19 protein-coding genes are annotated in these 23,800 nt (G+C 69.4%); 5 read left to right on the top strand and 14 right to left on the bottom strand.

The features are described 5' to 3' along the window. A complete protein-coding gene (gene hisC / locus CG723_RS23930; RefSeq protein WP_100595511.1) occupies positions 1-1,134 on the top strand; it encodes a histidinol-phosphate transaminase in 1,134 nt (377 codons plus the stop codon). Between the two features lie 295 nt (positions 1,135-1,429). Here the strand turns inward: hisC and CG723_RS23935 are convergent, their stop codons facing one another. Both CG723_RS23935 and CG723_RS23940 read right to left on the bottom strand, forming a co-directional pair. Continuing rightward, positions 1,430-2,467, bottom strand: coding sequence for a hypothetical protein (locus tag CG723_RS23935; RefSeq protein WP_100595512.1), 1,038 nt, complete (start codon positions 2,465-2,467; stop codon positions 1,430-1,432). A gap of 223 nt (positions 2,468-2,690) precedes the next feature. Further along, on the bottom strand, positions 2,691-3,389 hold the full coding sequence (locus CG723_RS23940) for a hypothetical protein (RefSeq protein WP_100595513.1): 699 nt from the start codon (positions 3,387-3,389) through the stop codon (positions 2,691-2,693). 117 nt (positions 3,390-3,506) lie between these two features. On the opposite strand from CG723_RS23940, the gene CG723_RS23945 reads away from it, so the two are divergent. Beyond that, positions 3,507-4,157: a TetR/AcrR family transcriptional regulator gene (locus CG723_RS23945; protein WP_234374480.1), complete on the top strand. Its 651-nt coding sequence runs from the start codon at positions 3,507-3,509 to the stop codon at positions 4,155-4,157. 210 nt (positions 4,158-4,367) lie between these two features. On the opposite strand, the gene CG723_RS23950 is transcribed toward CG723_RS23945, so the two are convergent. The 9 genes from CG723_RS23950 to CG723_RS23990 all read right to left on the bottom strand — a co-directional run bounded on the left by CG723_RS23950 (position 4,368) and on the right by CG723_RS23990 (position 15,812). Further along, the gene (locus CG723_RS23950; protein WP_100595515.1) at positions 4,368-6,542 is read right to left on the bottom strand and encodes a glycoside hydrolase family 3 N-terminal domain-containing protein; all 2,175 of its coding nucleotides are present in this window, start codon (positions 6,540-6,542) and stop codon (positions 4,368-4,370) included. 76 nt (positions 6,543-6,618) lie between these two features. Then, positions 6,619-7,557: an ROK family protein gene (locus CG723_RS23955; RefSeq protein WP_100595516.1), complete on the bottom strand. Its 939-nt coding sequence runs from the start codon at positions 7,555-7,557 to the stop codon at positions 6,619-6,621. Then, positions 7,554-8,426, bottom strand: a complete 873-nt coding sequence (locus CG723_RS23960; protein ID WP_100595517.1) for a hypothetical protein — start codon at positions 8,424-8,426, stop codon at positions 7,554-7,556. Before CG723_RS23960 ends, CG723_RS23955 begins: the two co-directional genes overlap by 4 nt. After that, on the bottom strand, positions 8,423-9,196 hold the full coding sequence (locus CG723_RS23965; RefSeq protein ID WP_100595518.1) for a phytanoyl-CoA dioxygenase family protein: 774 nt from the start codon (positions 9,194-9,196) through the stop codon (positions 8,423-8,425). The genes CG723_RS23960 and CG723_RS23965 overlap by 4 nt, the downstream gene beginning before the upstream one ends. A gap of 64 nt (positions 9,197-9,260) precedes the next feature. Continuing rightward, positions 9,261-11,117, bottom strand: coding sequence for an ABC transporter ATP-binding protein (locus tag CG723_RS23970; RefSeq protein ID WP_100595519.1), 1,857 nt, complete (start codon positions 11,115-11,117; stop codon positions 9,261-9,263). A gap of 1 nt (position 11,118) precedes the next feature. After that, positions 11,119-12,057 (bottom strand): ABC transporter permease, encoded by a 939-nt coding sequence (locus CG723_RS23975; protein ID WP_100595520.1) that lies wholly within the window; start codon positions 12,055-12,057, stop codon positions 11,119-11,121. Next, positions 12,057-13,052, bottom strand: a complete 996-nt coding sequence (locus tag CG723_RS23980; RefSeq protein ID WP_100595521.1) for an ABC transporter permease — start codon at positions 13,050-13,052, stop codon at positions 12,057-12,059. The genes CG723_RS23975 and CG723_RS23980 overlap by 1 nt, the downstream gene beginning before the upstream one ends. A gap of 5 nt (positions 13,053-13,057) precedes the next feature. After that, positions 13,058-14,731 carry an ABC transporter substrate-binding protein gene (locus CG723_RS23985; RefSeq protein WP_100595522.1) on the bottom strand — a complete coding sequence of 558 codons (1,674 nt, stop codon included), beginning with the start codon at positions 14,729-14,731 and terminating at the stop codon, positions 13,058-13,060. Between the two features lie 67 nt (positions 14,732-14,798). Beyond that, on the bottom strand, positions 14,799-15,812 hold the full coding sequence (locus tag CG723_RS23990; protein WP_100595523.1) for a LacI family DNA-binding transcriptional regulator: 1,014 nt from the start codon (positions 15,810-15,812) through the stop codon (positions 14,799-14,801). 159 nt (positions 15,813-15,971) lie between these two features. Between CG723_RS23990 and CG723_RS23995 the strand changes: the two genes are divergently transcribed. The 3 genes from CG723_RS23995 to CG723_RS24005 all read left to right on the top strand — a co-directional run bounded on the left by CG723_RS23995 (position 15,972) and on the right by CG723_RS24005 (position 20,448). Then, positions 15,972-18,533 carry a beta-galactosidase gene (locus CG723_RS23995; RefSeq protein ID WP_199841868.1) on the top strand — a complete coding sequence of 854 codons (2,562 nt, stop codon included), beginning with the start codon at positions 15,972-15,974 and terminating at the stop codon, positions 18,531-18,533. After that, positions 18,517-19,263 carry a phytanoyl-CoA dioxygenase family protein gene (locus tag CG723_RS24000; RefSeq protein WP_100595525.1) on the top strand — a complete coding sequence of 249 codons (747 nt, stop codon included), beginning with the start codon at positions 18,517-18,519 and terminating at the stop codon, positions 19,261-19,263. Before CG723_RS23995 ends, CG723_RS24000 begins: the two co-directional genes overlap by 17 nt. Before the next feature lie 81 nt (positions 19,264-19,344). Then, on the top strand, positions 19,345-20,448 hold the full coding sequence (locus CG723_RS24005) for a Gfo/Idh/MocA family protein (protein ID WP_100595526.1): 1,104 nt from the start codon (positions 19,345-19,347) through the stop codon (positions 20,446-20,448). Positions 20,449-20,514: 66 nt separating this feature from the next. On the opposite strand, the gene CG723_RS24010 is transcribed toward CG723_RS24005, so the two are convergent. Genes CG723_RS24010 through CG723_RS24020 form a run of 3 tightly spaced genes read right to left on the bottom strand, consistent with a single transcriptional unit; the run spans position 20,515 to position 23,680 of the window. Next, the gene (locus CG723_RS24010) at positions 20,515-21,327 is read right to left on the bottom strand and encodes a carbohydrate ABC transporter permease (protein ID WP_100595527.1); all 813 of its coding nucleotides are present in this window, start codon (positions 21,325-21,327) and stop codon (positions 20,515-20,517) included. After that, complete coding sequence (locus tag CG723_RS24015; protein WP_100595528.1) at positions 21,324-22,286, bottom strand: carbohydrate ABC transporter permease; 963 nt, start codon at positions 22,284-22,286, stop codon at positions 21,324-21,326. Before CG723_RS24015 ends, CG723_RS24010 begins: the two co-directional genes overlap by 4 nt. 5 nt (positions 22,287-22,291) lie before the next feature. Next, positions 22,292-23,680 (bottom strand): ABC transporter substrate-binding protein, encoded by a 1,389-nt coding sequence (locus CG723_RS24020; protein ID WP_100595529.1) that lies wholly within the window; start codon positions 23,678-23,680, stop codon positions 22,292-22,294. Between the last annotated feature and the right edge of the window lie 120 nt (positions 23,681-23,800).

Here is a 23,800-nt window from a genome sequence, read left to right on the forward strand (position 1 = left end):
ATGAGCAACATAAGCCCGGATGAAGCAGTGCCTCGCAGCGGCAAGGGCTCGTCGCCTCGGCTGCGTGCCCTGCTCGACACGATCCCGGCTTACGTGCCCGGCAAGTCGGCGGCGTCCGCCGACAGGCCCAGCTGGAAGCTCTCCTCCAACGAGAATCCCTACCCGCCGCTGCCGGGGGTACTGGACGCCGTGACCGTCGCCGCCGGACAGATGCACCGCTACCCGGACCTGCACGCGACCGAGCTGACGAACCGGCTGGCGGAACACTTGTCGATCCCCGCCGCGCGCATCGCGCTGGGCACCGGCTCCAGTGGACTGTTGCAGCAGCTGATGCAGATCAGCACCGCGCCGGGCGACGAAGTCGTGTACGCCTGGCGCTCTTTCGAGTCCTACCCCATCGTCACCCGCCTCTTCGGAGCATGCCCCGTTGAGGTTCCACTGGCCCACGACGAGGCGCACGACCTCGATGCGATGGCGCGGGCGGTCACGGACCGTACGCGGCTGGTTTTCGTGTGCGCGCCCAACAATCCCACCGGCAACGCGCTGCGCCGGGATCTTCTGGAACCCTTCCTCGACCGCCTGCCGGCCGATGTCGTGGTCGTCCTGGATGAGGCCTACGTAGAGTTCAACGACGATCCCCTCTGCGCTGACGGCGTGGAGCTCTCCCGCGATCGACCGAACGTCGTGGCCCTGCGGACCTTCTCGAAGGCCTACGGCCTGGCCGGGTTGCGGGTCGGCTACGCGGTCGCTCATGAACCCGTCGCCGAAGCCCTGCGCAAGGTTGCCGTTCCCTTCGGCGTCTCGACGACGGCGCAGAGCGCCGCAATCGCGTCCCTCGACCGGCAAGCCGAGCTGATGGAGCGAGTCGAGGAGCTGGTCGGCGAACGGATACGTGTCCGCGAGGCACTCCTGGAGCAGGGCTGGACCGTGCCCGACAGCCAGGCCAACTTCGTCTGGTTCCGCCTCGGTCAGCAGACGTCCGCTTTCGCCGAGCACTGCCAGAACGCAGGCGTGACCGTGCGGCCCTACGGCCAGGACGGAGTGCGGATCACCATCGGCGAACGACAGGCCAATGATGCTGCACTGACCGCGGCCGGTCACTTCCGCGCACAGCTCCTCCACTCACTTGTTTGACGCCCCAGTGACCATGCTGCGTAGCAGCCGCACGCGAGCGACGTCTCCGCGGTAAGGGCGGCGAAGGCCCGAGACGGCGCTGCACAGATCAGCGGTGGAGTCGGCTCGGGACAATCGGCAGCTGCACATACCGGATGTGTTCCGGGCCCGTGTGGAGAACGTTGGTCGCGCCGGTGTGGTAGACACTCTGGTCGGTTTGCTGAGTCAGCCAGAAGGGGCGCCGGCGAGGCCGAGCCCGTCGGCGCCGTTGCAGAACGACTCCGCTGCCCCGTTGGGACGCGGGCGGCATTCGCTCTCAGGACGTGGCGAATTCGGCGTGCGAGGCATCCACAGTTGCGGACGCGGCGATCACCTTGGAGCGAGACCCCGCGGCCCGCCTGCCACGCCGGTCCGCGAGCAGTGCGAGGCCGACCCCGATGACGACCCAGACCATCAGGACCAGGCCGGGCAGACCGCTACCCGCCCCGTCGAAGAAGGCGTTGGCCCGCAGAAGGCTGCCCGAGGCCCCCGGAGGAAGCAGCTGGCCGATGGTGGCCCATCCGTCGGGAAGCCAGTGCGGTCCGGTGGCCAGGCCCGAGAGGGGGTTGCCGAGCAGCATCATGAGGGCGCCGCCGATGGCGAAGCCGGCCATGCCGAAGCGGGCCTGGAGGCCGAGGAGGGTCGTGGACAGGGCCGCCATGCCGAGGATGACCCCGAGCGCGGTGAGCCCGAAGCTGCCGTCGATCGAGTGCGTACCGAACTGCAGGACAGCGGCGACGGCCGCACCCGCCACGACGGAGAAGGTCAAGGCTCCCGCCAGACGGACCCGCAGCCCACGGTGGCCGGGGAAGACGTTGCCGAGGATCAGGGCGGGGAAGATCCCGGCGAAGATCATGGGCATCAGTGCCGCGGTCAGGCCCGCGCCCCGGGGGTCGTCGTCAGTGAAGGGCACCACGTCGTGGACGGTGGCCTGCGTCTTGTTCTGTTCGGCGACGCCGTCGCCCAGCGCGGTGAGGGCGCTGGTGGCCGAGGGACCACTGGCGGTGGCGGCGTAGACGTCGACGCCCTGAGCCGTGATCGCGAGACCGCCCGCGATGTCGCCGCCCTTGACGGCCGTCTCGACAGCCTCGGGGGTCTCGTAGACACGGACGTCCCACTCAGGTCCGTCGACGGTCCCCCGGACGGTCTCGGCGGCCTGCCCGGGCCCGGTGACGCCGATAGGTACATGATGCGCGCCGCTGTGCAGCGAGGGCAGCGCAAAGGCGCACAGCATCGCGGCGATGAGGGCCGCCAGTGCGAGAACAACGAGGGTCAGCTTGCGTCCCGTACCGGGCGGGGTGGCGTGGTGCGTCATGGTGGGTCTTTCTTTGCTGGGCACCGTCCGCCGGAGAGGCAGAGCTCCTTGCCGGACGGGGTAGTTGAGAAGATCGGCCCGGCGCTGGGAGCCGGAGGCCGTGTGCGCCGGGAGGCCGACGTGTATCGCGCTGACGCGTCGGGCGGCTGCGACTTCATGAAGCCCGAAGCCGCCCGGCGTTCGGCCGACGACGTCAACCGCCGGTGCGCGCCACCCGCATCGGTCAGGCGTTGGCCGCTGCCGCGGCGACGATCCAGTTCCTGAACTCGACGGCGTAGTGCCGCAGGTGGTGGTCCAGGACGTCCTTCGGGCAGGACGTGGGGAAGTAGACCGTCAGGTTCGCGGTGAACCCGTCGGCGGTGTCGCCGAACTGGATCAGCGCCCGCCCGACCACGGTGCCGTCCTCCAGGAAAAGGTTGGAGGACATCTTGCGCGGAAACTCCGACTTCGGGAGGAGCTCGGCCGCGTCCTCGGCCCAGGCCATCGCGGCCGTGCCCCAGCCGCCCATGTAGAAGGAACACACGTGGGGGCCTATGTTCTCCACCACACGCGCCCCGATGTCGTCGGTGCCCATCGCGTAGTGCTCGGGATGCGCCGCGAGAAGCGGGCGCTCGTCGCTGCTCGCGAAGGCCCCGTCCATCCAGGTCAGGAACTCGGCCGAGGTCAGGCCGCGCGCCTGGAGCACCGTCGTGCCCGCGTGGAACTCACCGTCGGAGCTGCGCGCGCACTCCCTCAGGAAGGCGTTGCCTTCCTCGATGTCCGCGGCCAGCAGATCGAGCAGGCCCTGGCGGCCCAGTCGCGTCCTGAAGCGGTCCAGGGCACGGCGGGCGTAGAACAGCTCGAAGTCGTCGATGCTCCCGGAGCCGGCGGGCCCCGACTCGAGCGTCACGGTCACAGCCGGGGAAGTCTGGTTGTCGGTCATGGTCAAACCTCCAGTAGGATGCGAATGTAAATTCACATTCGCATCCTGAGGGTACTCAGAGAGGTGCACCACTTGTCAAACATCCTTGGTGGGACCGCCGCCGATACGATGCGGGACATGACCGACGAGCACGACCGCCCAGCGCCGTACCGGGAGCCCCAGCAGGCGCGCAGCGCCGCGACACTGGCCCGCGTACTGCAGGCGGCCGAGGAGATCGCCGGTTCGGCCGGTCTGGAGGAGATGACGATCTCTGGCGTCGCGGAACGCGCCGGCGTCTCGGTCGGCACGATCTACCGCCGCTTCGAGGACAAAGAGCAGCTGATCAACGCCCTGACGGAGCGGATGCTGGATCGGCGCGAGGAGTACGTGGCCGAGCAACTCCGCAAGGCCGAGCCATCACTGTCCGGCGTCTTGTACACCTACGCGCACACCCTGCTGCAGTCCTTCACCGACAGCACCAACCTCTTCCCCGAGCTGCTCCGCGCGCGAGGCGCCAAGCCCTCGGACCGCGGGGCCCGCACCATCACCGAGGTCCATCGACTCCTGCTCGAAGCGGCGGCTCCCTACGCGGACCAGATCCGTCGCTCCGACCCGCAGGCGGCGCTGGACACCGCGGCCCGCGCCCTCCTCGGCGCCTGTTTCCACAACTCCGTACGCCCCGACCCGGCGATCGGTGAGGCGGCGCAACGCCGCTACGCGGACGAACTCAGCGACATGGCGATCGCCTACCTCCTCACACCCGACCGCCGGGGCACCGCCCACGCCTGATTCGAACTAATGCCGGACGGCCTTCACATTGCTGACGCCGATTGCCAATGCGGTGCGGCGGCCGTACAAAGCGATGACAACGATCCAGCCTCGGAGAGTTGATCAAGGAGTACCAGCGAGCCGCCTGACCAAACGACATCACCACAGCTCACGGCATCGAATCGTATGTCCGAGCGGGACAGGCCCGGGAGGCCACCACGCGTCGAGGCGTCAGTCCGGCACCACCCACAGCGTGCCCCGGCTCTCCGTCTCCGAGCTCGTGCCGGTGTAGAGGTCGAAACGGCCGGGTTCGACGGTGAAGGTTCCGGACTGGTCGTTCGTCCAGAAGCCCAGGTCGTCGGCGCCGAGCTGGAGGGTGACCGTGGTGGTGGCGCCGGGGGCGAGGGTGACACGTTCGAAGCCGCGGAGTTTGCGGACCGGCTGGGTGATGCTCGCCACGACGTCGTGGACGTACAGCTGGACGACCTCGTCGCCGGTGCGGTCGCCGGTGTTGGTGAGAGTGACCGTGACCTCGACCGTCGCGCCGCCGTCCAGGAGAGCGGTCGCGCCGACGGTCTCCCGGCTCAGACGGGGCTCGGAGACTGTGAAGGACGTGTAGCTCAGGCCGTGTCCGAAGGGAAGGCGCGGGCCCTCGGGCAGGTCCAGGTAGCGGGAGCGGAAGTGTTCGTCCGGTGTCTCCGGATCGTAGGGGCGGCCGGTGATCTCGTGGTTGTAGTAGATCGGGACCTGGCCCACCGAGCGCGGGAAGGTCACCGGGAGCTTGCCGCCCGGGTTCACCCGGCCGAAGAGCACATCGGCCACCGCGTGACCCGCCTCGATGCCCGGGTGCCATGCCTCGAGGACAGCCGGCGCCGTGTCCAGCCAGGCGCCGAGGGCGAGGGGCCGTCCGTTGAACAGGACCACGGCGTACGGCTTTCCGGTCGCGGCGACGGCCTCGATGAGCTCCTCCTGGCCGGCCGGGAGGCCGATGTCGCTGCGTGAGCACGCCTCGCCACTCAGCCGGGACTCCTCGCCGACCACGATCACCGTGAGGTCCGCGGCCGAGGCCGCGGCCACCGCTTCACCGACGTCCCCGCCCGCATGCGTGACCGTCCGTTCCGGGGCCACGGCCCGTACGCCGTCCAGCACGCTCACCGACGGGAACCGGTGAGCGCCCGGACCGCCCCACGTGCCGTGCAGATCGTCCGAGTCGGCGAGCGGGCCGACCACCGCGACCGAGCCCGCGCCCGTGCCCGAAGGGCTCAGCGGGAGCAACCCCCCTTCGTTCTTCAGGAGCACCATCGAGCGCGCCGCCACCGCCCGCGATACCGCCCGCGTCCCGGGCGTCGGCTCGGTGATCTCCGCGGACTCGTCGGCGTAGGGGTTCTCGAACAGGCCGAGCGCGAACTTCAGTTGAAGGATCCGCGCCACCGCGTCGTCCACCCGGTCCATCGTGATGCGGCCCTGTGCGAGAAGTTCCCTGCCGTGGTCGACGACATGGGTGGAGACCATCTCCATGTCCAGACCCGCGTTCAGGGCGAGGCGCGCCGCGTCCGCGCCGTCCTCCGCGTAGCCGTGGGCGATGAGTTCCTCGACGCCCGTGTAGTCGCTGACCACGAAGCCGTCGAAGCCCCACTCAGTCTTCAGGACGTCGTTCATGGTGTGCGGATTGCCGTGCGCCGGGACGCCCGAGACGGTGTTGAACGCGGCCATCACGGTGGCCACCCCGGCCTCGACGGCCGCCCGGAACGGCGGCAGATAGAGGTTGCGGAGCCGCTGCTCGGACACGTCGACCGTGTTGTAGTCGCGGCCGCCCTCCGCCCCGCCGTACGCCACGAAGTGCTTGGCGCAGGCCGCGATCCGGCCGTCGTCGGCCAGCTCGCCGCCGTCCGCCGGGCCCTGGTAGCCGCGCACCTTGGCGGCCGCGAAGGCTGACGTCAGATAGGGGTCCTCGCCATTGCCCTCGGCGATACGGCCCCAGCGCGGCTCGTGGGAGACATCCATCATCGGGGAGAACGTCCAGCGCACGCCCTGCGAGCGGGCCTCCTTCGCCGACACCTCGGCGTCGCGCCGCGCTGTCTCCGGGTCGAAGCTCGCGGCCTGCGCCAGCGGGATCGGGAACGTCGTCCAGTAGCCGTGGATCACGTCGAGGCCGAAGAGGAGCGGGATGCCGAGCCGGGACTCCTCGACGGCGATGCGCTGCAGCGCATTGGTGTGCGCGGCGCCATGGATGTTGAGGACCGACCCGAGCAGCCCGGCGCGCGCCGAGGCCTCCGCGCGTTCGGTCTGGCCGCCGCCCGGTCCGGTGTCCCCGTTCCATGACAGCTGCTGGAGCTGGCCCACCTTCTCCTCGGGCGTCATCCGGCCGAGGAGTTCCTTGATCCTGTCTTCGTACGGTCCGGGCATGGGGGTACCTCCAGGTAAGTCGTGGGAGCCGCGCCGCAGGGCGGCGGAGGAGCAGAGCGGGAGACAAACCGTGATGTCAGGCGATGCGGTGTGTTTCCCGGGCGCAGGCCGGGTGTTCCCAGACCGCGAGGGCCGCGCCGACGAGCCCGGAGAGGGCGCCGAGTTCCGCGCGCCGGACGGGCGGCCGGCCCCGGTGCCGGGCGTGCTCGGCGTAGGCGGTCCGCATCGAATCGTCGAGCAGTCCGCCGGCGCTGCCGAATCCCCCGCCGACGACGATCGCGGCGGGGTCGAGCAGTGCCACCACCCAGGCAAGTGCCGTGCCGAGGGCGCCTCCGGCCGTGCTGAGTACGTCACAGGCCACGGCGTCACCGGCCTCCGCCCGCGCCACCACCGCGCGGGCTCCGGTCACCGCCGATCCGGTGACCGCCGAGTAGCGCGCGGCGATCCCGGACCCCGAGGCGTAACCCTCCAGGTCCGGCGCCAGACTGCCGTGCACCGGCCACGTGCCAAGACCCAGCGCCTCCCCGCGCTGCCCCGCCCACACGCGCCCCTGCTGCACGAACGCGGCGGACAGGCCCGTGCCCAGAGACACGTACAAGAACGAGCCGAGCCCCCGGCCGCTGTCGGTCCGCGCCTCGGCGAGCGCGCCGCAGCGCACGTCCGACTCGACGACCACCGGGCGTTCGGGCACCAGCGGGGCGAGGAGACCGGCCGGCTGCTCGTCCCAGCCGATGACGTCACGGCTGGTCAGAGCGCCGGCCCTCGACACGTACTCGGGGAACCCGGCGCCGATACCGACGACTTGCGCACCCATGTCCCCCGCCCGGACGGTCAGTTCACGCGCCAGTGCCACCGTGCCACGAAGCCCTGGATCGCGGCCGCCGTCCCGCACCGCAGGACGCTCGGCCGCGCAGAGCACCGCGCCCTCCTCCGCCACGAGCCCGCCGGACAGGGTGGTGCCGCCGATGTCGAGGGCAACCACCACCCGCGCACCGGCGCCACCCGCCGTCCTCATGGCCGCCAGCCTTCGGGAACGCGCCCGGCACCGGCCCAGTACGCCGCGCCCGCGCCGTCGAAGTCCATCAACTGGTACCGGGTGCCCGCCGGCAGGTACGCGGCGTCGTGCGGCTCGACGCGGTGCCACGCCGGGCCCGCGAAGCCGGGCAGATGCAGATGGACGGTGCCCTCGGTGACGTACAGGACGGTCTCGTCGGCCGTGACGTGCTCCTGGCCGCGGTGTCCCGGCGTCAACTGCCCACGCGTGACCGTCAGATACTCGGTGTCCACCGCCGTCCCCGCCAGATGCCCGCCGTCGTCCTCCGGCAGCCAGTGCAGATGACCGTCCTCCCGTACGACGTGGATGCGGGAGGCCGCCTCCCGGTCGGCGCGCGCCGCCGGCCATCGGCCGCTCCAGCGCGTGTCCCGGTACCGCGTCTCGCCGAGCAGCGGTTGACTGCGCGCGTACGGCGACGCCGTGTCGTGCGACGGCGGCGGCGAGAAGAACTCCAGGACGCGTACGGGCTCGTGGCGTGGATTGACCGCGTGTGTCCAGGTGTCACGCCGGAAGAAGCCGATGTCACCGGCAGCCAGCGGACGGACCTCGCCGTGCTCCGGGTCGATCAGGATCAGTTCGCCCTCCAGGACGGTGTACGCCACGTCGGCCGCGAACACCGTCGGGTTCATCGCTGAATGCACGTACCGTCCGCGCGGCGGCAGCGTGAACTGCAGGACGTGCAGACAGCTCGACGACACGTACACCCGGTCGCTGACGTGTCCCGAGCCGTCCTCGTCGCCCCACAGGTGATGTGCGGCGTCCTGCTGCCGGATGACGGTGGGGTGGTCGAAGGTGGGGCGCGGCGTCGGACGCCGCACGGCCTCGCTCACAGATCCGCCACGTTCTCGCCGCCGCTCAGGAACGGGTCCGTGGCGCCTTGCGGGGTGTCCGGCGCGTCCTTGAGCGTGATGACGTCCTTGGAGTACTGCGCGATGTAGACGCGGCGGTTGCGGTCGGTCAGGTTCGGACCGCTGCGGTGCATCACCACACTGGAGAACACGACCACCGAACCCGCCGGCGCCGTCATCGGCATGCCAGGATCCGAACCGAAGTAGCAGACACGGTCGTTGGAGACGGGATCGGTGATGTGCTTCACGTACGACTTCACGCCCGAGCGCGAGTACGGCAGCAGATGCACCGGGCCGTTGTCCATGGTCACGTCGTCGAGTGCGATCCACACCGTCACATACGGCTCGTGATCCTCGTGCACGTAACCGGAGTCTTGGTGCCAGGAGAACGCGGTGTCCGGGTCGCCCGCCTTGATGACGTACTGCTCCCAGAACAGATACGCCTCCTCGCCGATCGTGGCACGGCAGATCTCCGCGGTCAGCTCGCTGAAGAGGAAGGCCCGCAGCTCGGGGCGGTGCTGGTAGATCATGTTGGAGAAGTAGCGCTTGCCGCGGTGGTTGATGCCGATCGTGTCGACACCGGCCGCGTCCATCTCCGCGTCGAGCCGGTCGATGGAGTACTGCGCCCCGCCGCGCAGCAGCTCCAGCTGTTCTTCGCTGAGAACGTTCTCGAGGACGAAGTAGCCCTCGCTCTCGTACTGTTCGCGCAGCGCGGGCGTGACGAGTTCACCGAGAGTGCCGTTCGTTGCCATGAATGCCTCCTGGGCATGAGGAAGTGCCATAAGTGGAGTGCTGTCGCGGTGTTATGAGGGATCGTCAGTTATTGGACGGGACCGTGCGCGCCCCGTCAGGGCGGGGGATGGCCGCGAGCAGCTTGCGGGTGTACGGGTCTCGGGCGTGGCCGATCACGTCGAGGGTGGGGCCCTGTTCGACCAGGGATCCCTGGTTCAGGACCAGGACCTCGTCGGCGAGGAGCCGCGCGCTGAGCAGGTCGTGGGTGATGTAGAGCATGGCGATGGAGCGGTCGCGTACGAGCTGGTCGAGGAGTTCGACGATCTCCGCGCGGATGGAGACGTCGAGCATCGAGATCGGCTCGTCCGCGACGAGGACGTCGGGCTCCGGCGCCAGCGCGCGAGCGATGACGACGCGCTGCCGCTGGCCGCCCGAGAGCTGGCCGGGCAGCTTGTCGAGATACTGCTCGGCCGGGCTGAGGCCGACGGTCTCAAGGAGCTCGGCCGCGCGGGTCCGGGCCTGTCCGGCGTTCAGGCCCAGGTAGTTGCGGAGCGGTCGGCTCAGCGCGTAGCCGATGGTGCGCGTGGGGTTGAGCGCCGCGAACGGGTCCTGGAACACCAGCTGGACATGGCGCCGGTAGCGGCGCAGGGCCCGGCGGCCCAGAGTGTCCACGCGCTCGTCCTTGAAGCGGATCGTGCCGCTGGTGGGCCGCTCCACCCCCGTGATCATCCGGGCGATGGTGGTCTTGCCGGAGCCGCTCTGCCCGACGAGTGCGCCGACCCGGCCCGGCCTGAGCGCGAACGACACTTCGTCCACGGCCCGTACGGTCGTCGTGCGAAAACCGCGCCTGGAGCGGTACTCCTTACCAACGCCCTCCACGACGAGCACCGGCTCGGTGTCGGCCGTAACTCTGCTGCCCGCGCCGCCCACGGCGGAGAACACCGAGGCGGGGCGCGCACTCGCGGGCCGTGCGCCCCCGGACTCTTCGACGAGGAGGCACCGGGCCGCCCCGCGCTCGACGGGCAACAGCTCCGGATGGCGGGTGCGGCAGGCGTCCAGAGCCACCGGGCAGCGCGGCTCGAAGAGACAGCCCTCGTGGTCGCGCGCCAGGTTCGGCGGCCGGCCCGGAATGAAGGCGACTTGAACGACCTCGTCGCGCGGATCGGCGTACGAACCGAGCAGGCCCGTGCTGTAGGGGTGCAGCGGCGCGGCGACCATGTCCCCGGCCGGCCGGCTCTCGACGATCTCGCCCGCGTACATGACGAGCACCCGGTCGGCCATCTCCATGACGGTGCCGAGGTCGTGGCTGATGAACAGGACCGCGAACCCGAGCGTGCGCCGGAGCTCGCGCAGCCGGTCGAGGATGTCGCGCTGCACGACGACGTCCAGGCCGGTCGTCGGCTCGTCGAGCAGCACGAACTTGGGCCGCAGGGCGAGCGCGAGAGCCAGGGCGACGCGCTGCTTCATACCGCCGGACAGCTCGTGCGGGTAGCGGCGCAGCACGTCCCGGTCGAGGGAGACCAGCTCCAGGAGTTCACCTGCCTGCGCGTCCACATCGACATCCCTGCCCGCCGCCTCGGGGTGCGCCGCGTACGTGTCGGCGAACTGCTCGCGCACGGTGATCACCGGATTGAGCGAGTTCATGCTCGACTGGAACACGGTCGACAGATCGGCCCAGCGACGCGCCCGCAGCTCGTCCTCGCCGGCGTGTGTGATGTCGCGGCCGTCGAAGACGATGCTGCCGCCGGTGATCGCGGCGGGCTTCTCCAGGAGCCGCAGGATCGCGTTGCCGAGGGTCGACTTCCCGCAGCCCGACTCGCCGAGCAGGCCGACGAACTCGCCCTCGGCGACCTCGAGCCCGACCCGGTGGACGGCCCGTACGGCTTCGGCGCCACGCGGGCTGTACGTCACGGTCAGGTCGGTGACTTCGAGCAGGGCCATCTCAGTCCTCCCTCAGGTGCGGGTTGCTCAGCGCGTCGACGCCGAAGTTGATGAGCGAGAACGAGGTGACGAGGAGGGCGAGGGCCAGGCCCGGCGCGATCAGCCACGCCCACTGGCCGGTCGTCATCGCGCCGCCCATGCTCGCCTGGTTCAGCATCGTTCCCCAGCTAGTCGTCGCCGGGTCGCCGAGGCCTAGGAACGACAGCCCCGCCTCGGCGCCGATCGCGCCGAGGGACGCTCCCATGAAGTCCACGACGATCAGCGAGATCATGTTGGGCGCGATCTCGTACACGATGATCCGTGGCGTGCTGTCCCCCGCGAACTTGGCGGCCGTCACGTAGTCGCGGGTGCGCAGGGTGGCGATCTGGGCGCGTTTGACGCGGGCGCCGAAGGCCCAGCCGGTGACCGTGATGACGATGATGACCAGCCAGAGGCCCTTGACCGGCGCGTACGCCGCGAGCGTGATCATCAGGGGGAGGACAGGGACGACGAGACCGAGGTTGATGAAGAACGAGAGGATCTCGTCGACCGCGCCCTGCAGATAGCCGGCTGTGAGCCCGACGGCGACCGCGATCAGGGTGGACAACGTGCCCGCCACCATGCCGACGATCAGCGAGGTCCGGGCCCCGTGGATCACCTGCGAGAACACGTCCTCACCGCGTGCGGTGGTGCCCAGCCAGTGCGCGGCCGTCGGGCCCTCGGACAGGCCGAAGGTGTCGGCGCGGGGCGAGTAGGGCGCGATGACCGGGGCGAAGACCGCGAGGAGGACGAAGGCGGTGAGCAGCAGCAGTCCGGCGCGGCACTTGCCGTTACGCCAAAGGATCAGGAACCAGCCGGGCAGCCGCCCGGAGCGGCCGGCGGTGATCGCGGCGAGCTGTACGCCCTCGGTGTCGCCGGCGTTCGGCACGGCCGCGGCGCTCGGGGTGTTGGCGATGGTCATCAGGCTGCCTCCGTCCGGCGGACCCGCGGATCCAGGAACCCGTAGGCCATGTCGGCAAGGAAGTTGGCGATCAGGACGCCGACCGTGGTGAACAGGAACAGCGCCTGCATCAGCGGGAAGTCCTTGTTGCTCACTGATTCGAGGAGGAGACGCCCCAGCCCGGGATAGCTGAAGATGCTCTCCACGAGCACGGTGCCGCCGAGGATGCCGCCGAGCGCGATGGCGAAGCCGGTGACGTTCGGCAGGATCGCGATCCGGGCGCCGTAGGTCAGGGCGATCCGGCGGCGTGGCAGCCCCTTGGCGCGGGCGAGGCGCGCGTAGTCCTCGCCGAGGGTCTGCACCATGTTGTTGCGCATGCCGATGATCCAGCCGATCGGCCCGGTGATCAGCAGCGCGACGGCGGGCAGCACACTGTGCTGGAACGCGTCGGAGAAGAACACCCACGTCCAGCTCGGGGAGCTGCCGCCGCCGTAACCGCCGCCCTCGGGGAACCAGTTGAGGGTGATGGCGAAGACGAACACGAGGAGCAGCGCGATCCAGAAGAACGGCAGTGTGCCCACGAAGGTCGAGCCGAGCGTGATCACCGTGTCGACCCGGCTGTTGCGCCGATAGGCGGCCCAGGCCCCGAGCAGCGTGCCGACGATGAACGACAGGATCTGGGTGACACCGACCAGGATCAGGGTCCAGGGCACGGCCTGGGCGATGACATCGCCCACGCTGTACGGGTAGTAGGTGTACGAGATGCCGAACTGCCCGTGGGCGAGCGCCCCGAGGTAGTCCCAGTACTGCGTGAACAGACTGCCGTCGGGCGCGCCGAGCATCTTGCGGACGGCCGCCAGCTGGTCCGGGGCGATCACGCCGGTCTTGCCCGCGAGACGTGCCAGCAGCGCCTGGGCCGGATCGCCCGGCTGAAGCCGGGGGATCAGGAAGTTCAGGGTCACCGCGGCCCACAGGGTGGCCAGGAAGAACCCGGCGCGGCGGATGAAGTACGTCATTGCGCTCAGTCCTTGGCCGGGCGCAGATGGGTGAGCAGGATGAGATTGTCGCCGCCGGCCGCGTACGGGTTCTTCGCGTTCGGCCAGCCGACGGCCCGCGTGGTGTCGTACTGGAACCACTTGGCGCCGTACCAGATCGGGATCATCGGGACCTCGTCCATCATGATCTCGGTGAGGCCCGCGACGGCCTTCTTCTGGTCCGCCTTCTTGGTGGCGGACCGCAGATCGGTCAGGAGCGCGTCCGTCTTCTTGTCCTTCCACCGGATCTCGTTGCTGAAGGCGTGCTTCCCGATGGGGGCGGTGCCCTCGCTGCCGAGCGGGTGGCCGAAGCCGGTGGACATGTTGCAGTCGCCGCCGTGCGCGCCGAACATCATGTCGTAGCGGCCCATGGCTCGGTCCTCGTCGTGGGACTCGGGTGTGGTGCGGTCCAGTTCGACCTGGAGGCCGAGGGCCTTGAGGTTCTTGACGAGGATCTCGGCCGCCGCGACCCAGTCCGTGTACGCCGTGGGGGTCTTGAACTTGAACGAGATCGGCTTGCCGTCCTTGCCGAGCCGCCGGCCCTGGGAGTCCTTCTTGTAACCGGCCTTCGTGAGCGCCTCGTCGGCGGCCTTCGGGTCGAAGGGGACGCGACCCTCGTTCTTGACGCCCTCGGGTAGCCAGTCCTGCTGGCCGGGCAGGACGAGGCCGGTCTGGCTGGCGGTCTTCACGTAGCCGAGCTGCGCCTTCCGCGCCACGGTGTCCCGATCGAAGGCGCTGGTGAGCGCGCGGCGGAAGCCGACGTCACTGAAGGGGGCCTCGGTGAGGTTCATGTAGACGCTCATCACCATGCCCGGCGCGTACCAGTAGTGGTGGTGCTTCGGGTCCTTGTCGACGTACGACTTCTTGACGTTCGGGATGAACATCCCGTTGGTGTCGTACTCGCCGCGGCCCATCTTGAGCTGCTCGATCTCGGGGCTGCCGTTGTTGGCCTTGAAGCGAACCTCCTTGACCTTGACCTTGTCGGCCTGCCAGTAGCGGGGGTTGCGCTCGGTCACCACCTGCTGAGGGTTGAACGACTTGACCTTCATCGGGCCGGTGCCGACCGGGCTCTCTGCATTGGTGAACTTCGTCGGGTCCTTGACCTTCGACCAGATGTGCTCGGGGACGACCGGGATGGAACTGATCACCGTGAAGCCCGAGGCGCCGGGCTTCTTGAAGGAGAAGGTGACCTGGTTGTCACCGGTGGCCTTCACCGACTTCAGGAGCGGCCAGGCCGCCTTGGTGTCCAGGACGTCGTACTTCTTGATCATGTTGAAGGTGAAGGCGACGTCGTCGGCGGTCATCGGCTTGCCGTCGTTCCACTGCACGCCCTCACGGATGGTGAAGACCAGGGTCTTCGGGTCCTGCCAGCTGTACGACTTCGCCAGCCAGGGGACCTCTTTGCAGCTGTTCTGCTCGATCTGGTAGAGGCTCTCGAACACGAAGTTCGTCGCCACGAGCTTGGACGTGTCGAGGAACGGGTTGTAGTTGGCCTGCGGCGCGCTGCCGCCGCCGATGCCCGCATACGTGATGTGGCCGATCATGCCGTCCGAGCTGACGCTGTCGCCGGTGTCCTCGGTGCCTGTGCATCCCGTGAGCAGCAGGCTCGAACTCGCCAGGCCGGCTATGAGCGCAGTGGTGAAGCGTGGCCGTCTCGTCATTGAGATACCTCCGTCGTCTGCAGGTGTCGCGCGTCTGTCCCGGTGTCCCCCGTCAGGTGGTCGGTGCTCAGGTGTCTAACGGGCCCGCGACCGCCGGGCGGCAGCCGCACGATTCGCGCAGGACGAGCCGGGTCGGCAGGGTGATGTGCCGGGTGACCTTTGGCTCCCGGTCGGCCAGGAGACGGGCCGTGGTGGTGGCGAGTTCACGGATGGGCTGACGGACCGTGGTCAGCCCTGGCCGCACCATGGCCGCCATATGCATGTCATCGAATCCTGTGACCGCGAGGTCCTCGGGCACGCGCAGGCCGCGGCCGAGCGCGCCGAGCATCAGCCCGAGCGCGGTCTCGTCGTTGGCGCACATCACCGCGTCGGGCCGCTGTCCGCCGTCCAGGATCTGCTGGGCGGCGATGATCCCGTCGGACTGCTGGAGCCCGACGCCGATGGGCTGGGCGGGCGGGACCACGCCCGCCTCCTGGTGTGCGGCGCGGAACGCCTCCCACCGGGACGTCACATCGGGGGAACCCTCCGGGTTGCCGACGAACGCGAGGCGGCGGTAGCCGTGTTCGACGAGCAGATGCCTGGCCAGCGCCCCGAACGTGGCGTTGTCCATGGTGACCGTCGAGTGCGCGGCCCGCTCCCGGGCGCACATCACCACCAGCCGCACCTGGCGCGCCACCTGTTCGAGGGCCGCGTCGGAGACGGTGCCGGCGAGGACGGCCATGCCGTCGACGCGGCCGGCGAGATCGATCACCCGCGTGTCGGTCCCGGAGTGGGAGTGGGAGGCGAGCAGGAACATGCTGTCGCCCGACTCCTGCACCTCCTCCTCGAAACCCTGGAGCAGTTCGGCGAAGTACGGGCCCGACAGGCCCGGGAAGACCAGGCCGAGCGCTCCGTGCCGGGTTTCGGCAAGGGCGCGGCCCAGGTGGTTGGGGCGGTAGCCGGACTCCTCGATGATGCGCAGGACCTTCTCGCGCAGCTCCGGGGAGACCGTGGCCGAACCCCGCGAGACACGCGAGACCGTGGCGGGCGAAACACCCGCCTGTTGCGCCACCCAGCGCAGCGATACACGGCTATTGCTCATCGTGACGGCCCCCGATATGTTCGGGAAACCGGTTTCGGGAAACCGGTTTCACGGCGATTTCAGGAACGTAGTCCGGTCCCGGCAGGGATGGCAAGACCCCTGTCAGGAGCTGGAGTTCAGATCTCAGAATTCCGACGATCACCTGATGGGGACTGTTTCGTGAGCACTTCGCAAGGTTCGGACCGCGCGACACACGGGGCACGGGCGAAGGACTCCGCGTCCGGGGAACAGGCGTACAGAACAGTCGAGTTCGAGCGACGGCGGCTGCTGGTGGGCGGGGTGCCGAGGATCGTCATGGCCGGGGAGGTGCACTACTTCCGGCTGCGCCGCGAGGACTGGGCCGACCGGCTCGACAAGCTCGTGGCGGCAGGCTGCACCGCCGTCGCCAGTTACATGCCGTGGCTGGTGCACGAGACCCCGGACGGCGAGGTGGATCTGACGGGCGCCACGAGCGAGTACCGAGACCTCGCCCACTTCTTGGAACTGGCCGCCGAGCGCGACCTGTTGGTCATCGCGCGGCCCGGCCCGTTCGTGATGGCCGAGCTGAAGAACGAGGGCATACCCTTCCGGATCTACCGGGACCACCCCGATGCGGTGCCGATCGGTTGGGGCGGTGAACCGGCGACCTCCCGCACCCTCGACTACCTGGAGCCCGGCTATCTGGAGCAGGCCGAGCGCTGGTACGCCGAGATCATGCCGGTCCTCGCCGAGCGCCAGGTCACACGCGGTGGCCATGTCGCGGCGGTGCAGCTCGACAACGAGGTCGGGATGCTGTCGTGGGTCACCGGCACCCCCGAACTGACGGACCGCACCCTCGACGCGCTCGCGGCGCGGTCCCTGGAGCGATGGGGCCGTGAGCGCTCCCACGAGCGCTACGGCGCCGACCCCGAGGACGCCAAGTCCTGGGCTGCGCAGTGGCGTTCGGGCGGCACCCTGTCCGGCACGGAGAATCAGCAGCTGGCGCTCCACCACGACCTCGGCGACCACCACCGCGACCGCTACGCCGCATATCTCCTGCACCTGCGCGAGGTGGCACAGCGCCACGGTATCGACGTGCCGTTCCTGGTAAATCTGCACGGCACGGGCGAGGGCCGCGGCCGGACGTACCCGATCGGCATCAGCCAGCTCTCCCGCTCGTACGCCGGCGTGCCGGGCACCACATCCGGCTCCGATCACTACCTGGGTGATCTCACCGTCGAGAACGCCGCGGACCTGTACGTCATCAACGCCTTCACGGCCGCTGTGCACGACGCCGACCAGCCCCTGACCTCACTGGAGTTCGAGGCGGGCGGCGGCGACTACGGCGAGTGCATGAGCCGCCAGGTCACACCGGAAGCCCTCGACCTCAAGACGCGGATGTGTGTCGCACAGGGCAACCGCCTGATCAACTACTACCTGTTCGCCGGCGGCCACAACCCGCCGCTGGACGAGCCGGTCGGCGACGGCAACGACCGCATCGCATTCACCGGGGAACGCCATGGCTTCGCCGCCCCTGTCGACCCGGAGGGCGGGCTCAGCACGGCCTACCCGGCGCTGCGCGACGCGGTGCGGGCGGTCCGCGGGAACGAACACCTCCTCGCGAACATGGACGAGGAGTACGACGACATCGTCCTCGGCTACGTACCGGACCACTATCTGACCGAGTACGCGCACCCCGACGCGGCCCGCCGCAAGGAACTCCGGGCCGATGTCGAGGTCTTCCGCGGTATGGGCCCGCGCGACATCCTGGCCCGTGCGCTGCTGCTCGGCGGGCACTCCTTCCCCGCGGTCGACCTCTCGGGCGCCGAGACGTCCTTCGGTGCCGGACTCGACCCGGCCGGGCCCGCCCTTGCGCTGGCCACGCCCGTGGTCCTGGGGCGCGCCGTGCAGGAGCGGCTTGCCGCGTATGTGCGAGGCGGCGGGAGGCTGTTGCTGCACGGCAGGCTGCCGGTCCTGGACGACGACGGCACGCCGTGCACGGTGCTCGCGGATGCTCTCGGGCTCGCGGTCACCACGAAGGTGGACGGCGGCCCGCATCACTACCCGTCGGTCCGAGCCGCGCAATGGGCGGGGCAGCGGGCCGAGGTACGGGTCGGGTTCCTCGAGCGGCTGCGGGCCTCGGGCAGAACGGAGGTCGAGCCGCTGGTGGTGGATGTGGCCGACGGCTCGCCGGTCGCGGTCGACGTCACCGTGGACGGTGGTGGGCGGGCGATCGTCCTGGCCTGCGACTACCCATGCCATCTCGACTTCTGGCGAGCGCTGTTGGCCCGGCTCGGGGTGTCCCGCCGGATCGTCGCGGACGGCGCGACCCCCGGCCTTGCGACCACGACCACCGCGGACGGCACGGGGCAGCGCCTGCTGCACCTGGTCAACGTGGCGCCGGTGGCGCAGCGGGTGACGCTGCAGATCGCCGGCCAGCCCTTCGCTGCCGGCGCTCCGGTCGAACTGTCCGCCCGCAGCGGGCTGATGCTGCCCGTCGACGTACGCCTGGAAGGCGGCCTGCTCCGGTGGGCGACGACCGAACTCGACGGCCTCGCCGACGCCTCGACCGTGCTGCTGCGGCGCGGCGACGGGCCAGGCAGGGCGCTCATCGACACCGGCAGAGCGGTCGTCGCAGACGGCGATGCCGAGGTGACCAGCGTGGCAGGCGGCGGCGTACTCGTGAGCTGGCCGGGCGGCGCGGGCGGGGAGCAACTCCGGGTTGCGATCGTGCAGGAGGTGTCCGATGGCGACGAGCGATGAGGCGCTGCTGACCGAAGCGCAGCGGGAGGAGTTCGACCGGCAAGGCTTTGTGGCCCTGGACCGGCTGACGTCCGCAGCGGAAGTGAGGGCTCTGCACGCAGCGTACGACCGCCTCTTCGAGGAGCGGGCGGGCATCACCGCGGGGGACCAGATCGAGCTGGCCGGCGAGGCGGACGGCGAACCACTCCTTCCGCAGGTCCTCAACCCGGACCGCTATGCGCCCGAGCTGCGCGACACCGAGGCCTACCGCAACGCAGCCGTCGTTGCGCGCCGCCTGCTCGGCCCCGAAGTCGTCCCGACCGGCATGCACGCCATTCTCAAGCCCGCCCACCGCGGCGCCGAGACCCCCTGGCACCAGGACGAGGCGTACTGGAACCCGGACCACGAGCACCGGGCGATCAGCATCTGGCTGCCACTTCAGCCCGCCACCCCGGCCAACGGCTGCATGGAGTTCGTGCCCGGCAGCCATCTCCTCCCGGTATTGCCACACAAGTTGATCAACCCGGACGCCCAAGGTCTCGTACTGGCCGACACCGGTGCCGTCTCCGAACGTGTGGCCTGCCCCCTGCCCGCAGGAGGAGCCACCGTGCACGCCAACCGGACCATCCACTACGCGGGCCCGAACACGACGGGTGAGCCACGGCGTGCCCTGATCATGTCGTTCGCCGTCCCTTCACGGCCGCTCGCGGTCCCGCGTGAATTTCCGTGGCAGCGGCGCGAATTGCCCTGAAAGCCGCAGCCACAGTCACGGCGATGTCACCCAATTCCCGCTCATTCCGGGCATGTTGTCCACGGAAGGAATCTTGAAGCGATGACCTTGAGCATCGGTGTCCTGGGCCTCGGCAGCGTTTTCCAAGGCCCCTACTCCTCCCTCATCACCAAGCTGCAGCACGAAGGACGCGTCGAGCTGGTGGCGGGCTACGACCCGGACCCCGCCAAGCGGGCGACGGCCGCCGAGCGGTTCGGTATCGACACCTCCTTCGTGGGCCCCCAGGATCTGATCGGCCGTGCGGACCTGGACATCGTCCTCGTTCTGACCAGCATGAACGAGCACGGCTCGCTCGCCCGTGCCGCCCTGGAGGCCGGGAAGCACGTCCTGGTCGAGAAGCCCATGTCGACCTCCCTCGAAGAGGCCGCCGAGCTGATGCGGTACGCCGCCACGGCGCCCGGACAGCTGGTCTGCGCGCCGCATGTCGCGCTGTCCCCCACGTACCGCGAGATGCACCGGCGGGTGCGCGACGGCGAGATCGGAGACATCCATCTGGCCAGGGCACGGTACGGCTGGGCGGGGCCCTGGTGGGGACGCTGGTTCTACGAGCAGGGCGGCGGTGCGATGTTCGACCTCGGCGTCTACAACCTCACCAGCCTGTGCGGCTTCCTCGGCTCGGTGAAGCGGGTGACCGCGATGGTCGGCGTCGCCGTGCCGAAGCGCGAGGCGGAGGGCGAGAAGGTCACGGTCCGCTCCGACGACAACGCGCACATCGTCCTGGACTTCGGGGACGCCCGGTTCGCGTCCATTGCCACCGGCTTCACGCTGCAGAAGTACCGGTCGCCGGCCGTGGAGCTGTACGGCAGCGCCGGCACGATGCAGATGCTGGGCGACGACTGGGCGCCCGAGGGCTTCGAGCAGTGGACCAATGCGCGCGGCTCCTGGGAGATCGTCGGCGAGTCCGACCCCAACTGGCCCTGGACCGACGGCCTGCGTCATCTCGTCGACTGCGTGGAGAACGGCACCCGTACGCTCACCCGGCCCGAGCACGCCTACCACGCCCTCGAAGTGATGCTGGCCGCCAAGCGGTCGGCGGAGGAGGGACGGGTCGTGGAGATCCGGAGCGCCTTCCCCGACTTCGCATACGACGGCGCAGAGCACACGGCGCAGGACGGCCGGGGCAAGCACGACCCGCGCTCGTCCTGACCCGCAAAGGCAGCTGCCCCGGCCGGACCCTCACGGTGGTCCGGCCGGGGCAGCTGCCTTTGCTGCTCACTCGCGTACGGCTCCGGAGAGCATGCCCCGGATGAAGTGGCGCTGGAAGAACAGATAGAGCACGACGATCGGCAGCGAGATCAGCAGCGCCCCCGCGGACAGCAGATTGGCCTGCGTGCCATAGCGCGTGGAGAAGGCGCCGAGCCCGAGCGTCATCGGCTGGAGCCCCGGATCCGTCACCATGATCAGAGACAGGAAGTAGTCGTTCCAGGTCCACATGAAGCTCAGCAGGACCAGCGTGATCACGGCAGGGCGGGCGATGGGCAGATGAATCCGCCACAGCTGGGTCCAGGAGCCCGCCCCGTCCATCTCCGCCGACTCCGCGATGGCCCTCGGGACGGTCCGGAACGCGGCCCGCATCCAGAAGGCCCCGAAACTCACACCCATCCCGACGTGGATAAGGATGATGCCCCGATATGTGTCGGTCAGGCCGTATGCCAGGAAGTCGTAGTACAGCGGCACGACGATCGTCTCCGTGGGGATCATCAGTCCGAGCAGGACCAGCGGGAACAGCCACTTCTCGCCGACGACACCGAGGACCCCGAAGGCGTATCCGCTGAGCACCGCGAGGACCGTCGAGATCACGACCACGCCGCCGCTGATGATCAGGCTTGATTTCAGATAGTGGGTGAAGCCGGCCTGCTCCCAGGCGGTGGCGAAGTTGGCCCAGTGCAGCTCGCCGAGGGCGAGCGCCCCGGTGCCGTTCGGGCTGAGCGCCACACCGAGGACCCAGCCGACGGGGAAGAGCACGCCGAGAGCGAGCACCGTCAGGACCGCGTAGTTGAAGAACTTTTCCTTGGTGGAGATCATCGGGACCTGTCCTCGGAGAGTCTGAGGATGGCCATGGACACGGCCAGGGAGACAAGGGCGATCACGACACCGACCGCAGCGGCGGTGCCGATGTCGGGATTGGCGAAGGCGCGTTCGTACAGGACGGTCGTCGGGGTGACCGTCGAGGTGCCGGGACCGCCGTGTGTGGTGAGCCAGACGACGTCGAAGACCCGGATCGCGCCGAGCGTGGTGAGGGTGAGGACAATGGCGAGGTGCCCGCGCAACCCGGGCAGAGTGATGGCGAAGAACTCCCGCACGGGTCCGGCGCCGTCCACCCGTACCGCGTCGTACAGCTCGGTCGGGATCGCCTGCGTGCCGGCGACGAAGAGCACCGTGCACAGGCCGAACGCGCCCCACGTGCCGATGAGGCCCAGGGCGGGCAGCGCCCAGGTGTAGTCGCTGAGCCAGCCCTGGGCCAGGGCCCCGAGGCCGATCGCGCGCAGGACCGAGTTGACCGGGCCCTGCGGGGCGTAGATCTGCTTCCACACGATCGCCGTGACGGCCGGGGTGAGCACCTGCGGCAGGAAGATGACCCAGCGGAAGACGGCGCTGCCGCGCACGTCCTTGCGCGAGGTGAGTGCCGCGCTGACCAGGCCGAGCACGATCGGCAGGAAGGAGAAGAACACCAGGAAGACGAGGGTGTGCTCGATGGCCTGGCGCAGTACCGGATCGTTGACGAAGGCCGCGTAGTTCCCCAGGCCGTTCCACCGGGCCGGGGTGACGCCGTCCCAGTCGAAGAAGGAGACGTAGCCGCCCTGAACGGCCGGCACGAGCACCACGACCGCGTACACGATCAGGGCCGGGGCGAGATACGCGAGGCCGAGCCAGGGACGCCGGCCGGACGCGGTACGGGACGTCCTGCGGTCGGCCGGACGGGAGACCGGGGCCGGGATGCCGTCCCGTACCGCGTCCGGCCGGCGCACGTCGACGGTGGTCATCGTCGCTACCTCGCCATCTGTTCGCGCTGTTCCTGCCGGAACTTCGTGTAGTCGTCCTGAACGGCAGCCACGACCGCCGGGACCGAGGTCTTGTCCGCGAAGAGGTCCTGCATGTGCTGGACCATCGTGTTGACCATGGTCGGTGTGGACCAGTCCATGTAGGGCACGGCCGTGTCGTCCTGCGCAACCTGCGCCACGTTGGCGACCTCGTCGGCCATGAGCTTCTCGTGGCCGGCCGGGAGACGCGAAGTGGCGAGCATCGGCATCGCCCCGGCCTCGACGGCGATCTCGGCGGCCTCCGGGCTCGCGGCGAAGTTCAGGAACGCGGCGGCCGCGTCCGGGTGCTTCGTCTTGGCAGAGATGGAGAAGTTGCTGGCGGCCGACATGGTGGCGACCGGTGCGCCGCCGTCGGCCCGCGGCAGGACGAACGAGCCGAACCGGTCGCCGTCGCCGGGCTTCGTGGGGAGGGTGCCCGAGTACTCGAAGCGGAAGAGTTGCTTTCCGTCGAGGTAGGACTGCATGGCGTCCGCGTAGGGGATCGCGGCGTAGTCCTTGGTGAGGTATCCCCTGTCCGACCACTTCTTGTAGGTGGTCACCGCCTCCCGGAAGCCGGTCTCCCGGACGGGGACATCGCCGTGCGAGTACGTGAAGTCGGCGATCTTCTGCTGGTCGCCCAGGGCGTCGGTCAGGGCGAAGAGGCCGGAGAGGACTCCGTTCCCCTCGACGTTGCCGAGCGAGAGCGGCGTGACGCCGGCCGCCTTTGCCTTGGCCAGCGTGCTCTCGAACTCGCCGAAGGTCTTGGGTACTTGAGCGTCGAGCTTCTTGAGGAGCGCACGGTTGTAATAGACCTCGATGATCGAACCCCGGGCGATGGGGGTGCCGAAGAGCGGGCCGGTGCCCATCTCACGGCCGTCGGGAGAGAAGGCGTGTTCGCGCTGGATCGAAACGGGGAACGACTTCTTCCAGCCGTAGGCATCCGCGTACCGGTCGAGATCGAGGACGAGGTTGCCGCGGACCAAGGTGCCCAGGGACTGCCAACCGTTGTTGGCGGGGACGATGTCGGGCGGGCTGCCCGAACGTAGCTTCAGGGGCAGGGACTTCATGATGCTGTCGAAGTTCTGCGTGGTCTCGCTGACGTCGATCTGCGGGTACTTCTTCTCGAATGCCTCGATGACTCCGGTCATCCAGGCCTTGTCGGGTCCGCCGCCGAAGTAGTCGAGGACTTGGAGCCGGGCCGGGCCGATCGCGCCCGGACTGGTGACCACGGGGCCCTGCGCCGTTGCGCCGGCCCTGACGCCGGTGGACATGCCGGGCACGCAGGCGGTCAGTAACGAGGCGGCGAGGAGCGGGGCGGCGAGGGTGCGGATCCACGATGGTCGCCTGCGTATGTGCACGGCGCCTCCTGTCGCTGAGGGCGTGAGGTGCGGTGAGCTTAGGAGCGGGCAGACCAGTTAGTCCAGTGGTTGGTACGCTGGCATTTTCCTTGACCCGTGGGATCGGATGGTGGAGGGGGC

It is taken from the genome of Streptomyces sp. CB01635 (assembly GCF_002803065.1).
GTDB lineage: Bacteria > Actinomycetota > Actinomycetes > Streptomycetales > Streptomycetaceae > Streptomyces.

What these genes read in the sequence shown, in the direction of transcription:
- hisC (WP_100595511.1), top strand. Translation starts at nt 1, where the DNA reads ATGAGCAACATAAGCCCGGATGAAGCAGTGCCTCGCAGCGGCAAGGGC.
- CG723_RS23935 (WP_100595512.1), bottom strand. Translation starts at nt 2,467, where the DNA reads ATGACGCACCACGCCACCCCGCCCGGTACGGGACGCAAGCTGACCCTC.
- CG723_RS23940 (WP_100595513.1), bottom strand. Translation starts at nt 3,389, where the DNA reads ATGACCGACAACCAGACTTCCCCGGCTGTGACCGTGACGCTCGAGTCG.
- CG723_RS23945 (WP_234374480.1), top strand. Translation starts at nt 3,507, where the DNA reads ATGACCGACGAGCACGACCGCCCAGCGCCGTACCGGGAGCCCCAGCAG.
- CG723_RS23950 (WP_100595515.1), bottom strand. Translation starts at nt 6,542, where the DNA reads ATGCCCGGACCGTACGAAGACAGGATCAAGGAACTCCTCGGCCGGATG.
- CG723_RS23955 (WP_100595516.1), bottom strand. Translation starts at nt 7,557, where the DNA reads ATGAGGACGGCGGGTGGCGCCGGTGCGCGGGTGGTGGTTGCCCTCGAC.
- CG723_RS23965 (WP_100595518.1), bottom strand. Translation starts at nt 9,196, where the DNA reads ATGGCAACGAACGGCACTCTCGGTGAACTCGTCACGCCCGCGCTGCGC.
- CG723_RS23970 (WP_100595519.1), bottom strand. Translation starts at nt 11,117, where the DNA reads ATGGCCCTGCTCGAAGTCACCGACCTGACCGTGACGTACAGCCCGCGT.
- CG723_RS23975 (WP_100595520.1), bottom strand. Translation starts at nt 12,057, where the DNA reads ATGACCATCGCCAACACCCCGAGCGCCGCGGCCGTGCCGAACGCCGGC.
- CG723_RS23980 (WP_100595521.1), bottom strand. Translation starts at nt 13,052, where the DNA reads ATGACGTACTTCATCCGCCGCGCCGGGTTCTTCCTGGCCACCCTGTGG.
- CG723_RS23985 (WP_100595522.1), bottom strand. Translation starts at nt 14,731, where the DNA reads ATGACGAGACGGCCACGCTTCACCACTGCGCTCATAGCCGGCCTGGCG.
- CG723_RS23990 (WP_100595523.1), bottom strand. Translation starts at nt 15,812, where the DNA reads ATGAGCAATAGCCGTGTATCGCTGCGCTGGGTGGCGCAACAGGCGGGT.
- CG723_RS24000 (WP_100595525.1), top strand. Translation starts at nt 18,517, where the DNA reads ATGGCGACGAGCGATGAGGCGCTGCTGACCGAAGCGCAGCGGGAGGAG.
- CG723_RS24005 (WP_100595526.1), top strand. Translation starts at nt 19,345, where the DNA reads ATGACCTTGAGCATCGGTGTCCTGGGCCTCGGCAGCGTTTTCCAAGGC.
- CG723_RS24010 (WP_100595527.1), bottom strand. Translation starts at nt 21,327, where the DNA reads ATGATCTCCACCAAGGAAAAGTTCTTCAACTACGCGGTCCTGACGGTG.
- CG723_RS24015 (WP_100595528.1), bottom strand. Translation starts at nt 22,286, where the DNA reads ATGACCACCGTCGACGTGCGCCGGCCGGACGCGGTACGGGACGGCATC.